Origin of the sequence: Corallococcus sp. 4LFB (genome assembly GCF_046520365.1) — a bacterium.
GTDB lineage: Bacteria > Myxococcota > Myxococcia > Myxococcales > Myxococcaceae > Corallococcus > Corallococcus caeni.
Genome location: NZ_JBKGHJ010000662.1, coordinates 1 through 3,696, shown reverse-complemented (window position 1 = coordinate 3,696; position 3,696 = coordinate 1). Strand labels below are relative to the sequence as shown.

The window sequence follows — 3,696 nt, the reverse complement described above, 5'->3', positions numbered from 1 at the left end:
GAGAGGAGGCGCCCAGCGCCGCGAAGGCCAGCTCCATCGCGGACCGCAGCATCCGCGTGAACGTGGAGGTGCTGGACTCGCTGGGCCTGCTCGCCGGCGACCTGCTGGTGGAGAGCGCGCGCGGCCGGCTGCGCAGCACGGAGACGGCGGCGCTCTTCGAGCGCTTCAGCCGCCTGGGCGACCGCTTCCTGCGCATCTCCGAGGACGTGGACGTCCCGGAGGTCATCCGCAACGAGCTGGAGCGCGCGGAGGCGGACCTGCACATGCTGCGCGACGACGCGTTCCGCTTCGTGCGCCGCAACGGGGACGGCATCAACACGCTGCACGGCAACCTGGCCCAGCTGGCGGACCACGTGGCCGAGGCGCGCCTGGTGCCGCTGTCCACCGTGTTCGACGCGTTCCCGCGCGCGGTGCGCGACATCGCGAAGACGCAGAACAAGGAAGTGGACCTGGTCATCGAGAACGCCGACATCGGCGTGGACCGGTCCATGCTGGCCGACGTGCGCGACGCGCTGGTGCACCTGCTGCGCAACGCGGTGGACCACGGCCTGGAGTCCTCGGACTTCCGCCAGCAGATGGGCAAGCCCGACACGGGCCGCATCCGCATCCGCGTGCGCGTGGACGGCGACATGCTCCACATCGAGGTGGAGGACGACGGCCGCGGCATGGACACCGAGCGGCTCAAGCAGGTGGCCATCAACAAGCGCCTGCTGTCGCCGGTGCAGGCCGCCGCGCTGTCGGAGCGCGAGGCCATCGAGCTCATCTTCCGCCCCGGCTTCTCCACGCGCGAACAGGTCAGTGAGCTGTCCGGCCGCGGCGTGGGCATGGACGTGGTGAAGCGCAAGGTGGAGACGCTGGGCGGCTCCGTGGGCGTGCAGAGCCGCCAGGGCCGGGGCACCACCATCACGCTGCGCCTGCCGCAGTCGCTGGCCCTCATGAAGGTGCTGCTGGTGCGCCTGGGCGACGACGTCTACGGCATGCCCGCCGCGGACGTGGTGGCCGTCATGCGCATCAAGCCGGATGACCGCATGGAGGTCTTCGGGACGCTGGCGGTGCGGCACCGGGGCAAGCCCACGGCGCTCGTGGCGCTGGGGCCGCTGTTGGGCCTCAACGGCGGCAACCGCTTCGACAAGCCTCCCGCGGTGGTGGTGCGCCACGGCGACGACTACGCCGCGCTGGTGGTGGACGGCTTCGTGGACGAGCGCGAGGTGGCGGTGAAGCCCTGTGGAGGCGAGTTCCTCAAGGGCGCGCCGTTCATCGCGGGCACGGCGGCGCTGGAGGACGGGCGCATCGCGGTGCTGCTGCACGTGCCGGACATCATGACGGAGGTGCGCCGCATGGCCCGCCCCGTCACCCAGGCGCCCGCCAGCCGCCGGCTGCGCGTGCTGCTGGTGGACGACTCGCCCATCGCGCGCGCGACGGAAGGGGCGCTCGTCAAGGCGCTGGGCACTCCGTGGAGGAGGCGCAGGACGGCGAGGAGGCGTACGCGAAGGTGCAGACGAACACGTACGACCTCATCCTCACGGACGTGCAGATGCCGAAGCTGGACGGCTTCTCCCTCACGCGGCGGCTGAAGGGCACGCCCGCCGTGGCGCGCATCCCGGTCATCATCCTGTCGTCGCTCGCGTCGCCGGAGGACAAGCGGCGCGGCCTGGATGCGGGCGCGGATGCGTACCTGGTGAAGGGCGAGCTGGGGGTGGAGATCCTGGCGCAGTCCATCGATCGGCTGACCTGAGGAGCCTCTCGTGGGCGGCGGCACGGCGGTGACGGGACTCGCGTTCCGGGTACTCCTGGTGGGGCGGGGCCTGCGCGGGCTGGTGCGCGGGCTCTTCGACGGCGAGTCGCTGGTGGCCGTGGGCCCTCCGGAGGCGGACTTCGTGGGCGCGGAAGGGGTGGTGCGCAGGCACTTCCCGGACGTGCTCCTGGTGGACCTCATCTCCTCGGAGGCGCTGGGCGCCATCGAGCGCATCATGGCCATGCGCCCCACGCCCATCCTCGCGCTGCACCCGGGCGTGCTCAGCGGGCAGCAGGCGTTCCAGGCGCTGGCCCTGGGCGCGCTGGACGTGATGGACCGGCCCATGACGCCGGGGCCGGACTTCTGGCACGCCGTCAACCGCAAGCTGGTGATGCTGTCGCAGGTGAAGGGCGTGCGCTCGCCGCCTTCCTCGCCCAGGGCGTCGCGGCCGGCGCAGGAGGGGCCCACCGCGCCATTCCCCCTGGTGGCGCTGGCCGCCTCGCTGGGCGGGCCGAAGGCCGTGGCGCAGGTGCTGCGGATGATTCCGCGCGGCTTCCCCGCGCCCATCGCCTACTGTCAGCACATCAGCCAGGGCTTCACGGAAGGCCTGGCGCACTGGCTGTCCACGGAGACGGCGCTGCGCGTCGTCGAGGCGACGCACGACGCGTGGATGGAGCCGGGCACGGTGTACATCGCCCCCTCGGGAGGACATCTGCTGGTGAAGCCGGACGGCCGTCTGGAACTGGATACGGGACCTGCCCTGCGGGGCTTCCGGCCCTCGTGTGACATGCTGCTCACTTCGGCCGGGGAGGCTTTCGGCAAGCGGTGCATCGGCGTCATCCTGACGGGCATGGGCCGCGACGGCGCCAGGGGGCTGAAGGAGATTCGCGAGCGGGGAGGGCGTACCATCGCGCAGGACGAGGCCACGTGCGTCGTCTACGGCATGCCGCGCGAGGCGGTGCTCCTGGGCGCGGCGCAGCAGGTGCTGCCGCTGGACGTCATCGCGCCGACGCTCGTGCAGTGGGTGGCCGCGTGCTGAGCGTGGGCAACAAGGTGCTCCAGCAGCTGTCCGCGCTCCTCCTGGAGCGCGCGGGGCTGAAGATCACCCTGGACGGCTACCACAGCCTGCGGCTGGCGCTGTCCACGCGCATGCCCGCGCTGGGCCTGAGCGACCCGGACAAGTACCTGCAGAAGCTGATGAGCGCGAGCGGCGAGGAGGAGCTGCGCTCGCTCCTGCCGCTGGTGACGGTGGGGCACACGGAGTTCTTCCGCGACGCGAAGCAGTTCCGCGCGCTGGAGCAGAGCGTGCTGCCGGACCTGCTCGGGCGGGCGCGGCGCGAGATGCGCAAGGTGTCCATCTGGTCCGCGGGCTGCGCCACGGGCGAGGAGCCCTACAGCCTGGCGCTGGTGATGGCGGAGCTGGGCGCGCTCTCGGTGGAGGTGGACCTGTGGGCCACCGACCTGAACCTGGCCGCGGTGGAGGCCGCGCGGCAGGGACGCTTCTCCACGCGCCGCGCGATGGCCATTGGCCCGGAGCGGCTGAAGCGCTTCTTCCGGCAGGTGGAGGACGGCTACGAGGCGTCGCCCATCCTGCGCGAGTACATCCGCTTCGATGGCCAGAACCTGGCCGCGCCGGTGTTCGACAAGGTGGCGCCCGCGTCGCTGGATCTCATCCTCTGCCGCAACGTCATCATCTACTTCGACCTGCCCACCATCCGCGGGCTGATGGACCGCTTCCTCGCGGCGCTGCGCCCGGGGGGGTTGCTGTTCCTGGGGTACTCGGAGAGCCTGTTCAAGGTCTACGACCGCTTCGAGATGATCGAAGTGGACGGCGCGTTCGTGTACCGGCGCCCGCTGGGGGACCGCCCCCGTCCGCCGCCGCCGCTCGCCCCCATGGCGACGGAGCCGCGCCCGGGCAGCCCGGAGTCCTTCGCCCTGGAGCTGCGCCAGCGGCTGCAGGC

2 protein-coding genes and 1 pseudogene are annotated in these 3,696 nt (G+C 71.9%); all 3 read left to right on the top strand.

Features of this window, described 5'->3' with window-relative positions; genetic code table 11:
- A pseudogene (locus tag ACLEQD_RS39080) lies at nt 1-1,735 on the top strand (hybrid sensor histidine kinase/response regulator); the annotation flags it as partial.
- A gap of 10 nt (nt 1,736-1,745) precedes the next feature.
- Nucleotides 1,746-2,774, top strand: a complete 1,029-nt coding sequence (locus tag ACLEQD_RS39075) for a chemotaxis protein CheB (protein WP_410390974.1) — start codon at nt 1,746-1,748, stop codon at nt 2,772-2,774.
- On the top strand, nt 2,768-3,696 hold a 929-nt coding region (locus ACLEQD_RS39070; protein ID WP_410390973.1), incomplete at its 3' end, for a protein-glutamate O-methyltransferase. The genes ACLEQD_RS39075 and ACLEQD_RS39070, both read left to right, overlap by 7 nt.